The organism is Hominiventricola filiformis, assembly GCF_020686965.1.
Taxonomy (GTDB): Bacteria; Bacillota; Clostridia; order Lachnospirales; family Lachnospiraceae; genus Hominiventricola; species Hominiventricola filiformis.
Genome location: NZ_JAJEPS010000055.1, coordinates 1 through 1,004, shown reverse-complemented (window position 1 = coordinate 1,004; position 1,004 = coordinate 1). Strand labels below are relative to the sequence as shown.

Annotated in this window: 1 protein-coding gene; it reads left to right on the top strand. The window is 41.0% G+C overall.

Annotated elements, in window-relative coordinates:
- Window positions 1-423: 423 nt before the first annotated feature.
- Window positions 424-1,004: hypothetical protein (locus LKD36_RS17465; RefSeq protein WP_308460392.1), on the top strand; the 581-nt coding region annotated here is incomplete at its 3' end.

The window sequence follows — 1,004 nt, the reverse complement described above, 5'->3', positions numbered from 1 at the left end:
GAACTCGCGGCCACCAATCTGCGTTTCTGGCCCATTTCACCTACGAAAGCTTGTTGTGGCGCCGGAAAACAGGAACTAAAGTGGGGGCAAAAGTGATATAGACCCATTATCTAAAAGCATTATTTTGCATATCCACTTGTTATATTTTCTTGTTGTATTTTCGATCACTGTATGTTACTATAATCACATAGTAATTACTGTTCTATTAACTCTCATTCTCGGAAGCTCACTTCGAGCAAATATCCCCGACAATGAACCACAACTAAAGATGGATCTGCTCAGAATTCCGGGAAAGGAGTCTCCGTTCTGTGTAAGTTCCGCTGCTCAGAAAGGAGTCTTTTTATTGTAGTAACAAAACACCATATCAACTGGCATAAAGCCTTTCTCTCCGGTTTTCAAATTGAGTTGGAGCAATGGAATGATATGCTTACCTGGCATTCTGAATTTATTCTGAACAAAGGGCAACGTCGGCTGGATGGAATGATTGTCAAGCGTCCAGAAAGCCCTCCCATCCCTTCCCCCATTGCAAAAATCTTTCGGCAATACAACGCCGTCGACTATAAAGGTCCTGATGAAAGCATGACCATATCCAACTATTTCAAAGCCCTTTCTTATGCCTACAGCATTCCTGATTATCTGAATGATTCTTCAGCAGTCAACCAGGTTACTCTGACTCTGGTATCTCATCATTTTCCCAGAAAACTTATTCATTATCTACAAGAGAAATTTTCTTCTACTTCCTCAAAAATACTTGAAAAAGTTTCTAATGGGATATACTATATGTATAACTATATGATACCCGTTCAGCTGATCGTCCTGTCTCAGCTTGACCTGTCTGAATATCTGTGGCTCTCCTGTCTGTCTAAACACATTACAGCAGAGACACCACTTGTAAATCTCAGACAAGCTTATGCACCGCATCAGGACATCCACTTTATCAAACTATTATGGATGCTATCATCCGGGCCAATCTTTCGGAAGGAGGAGAATCTCTTATGTGTGAC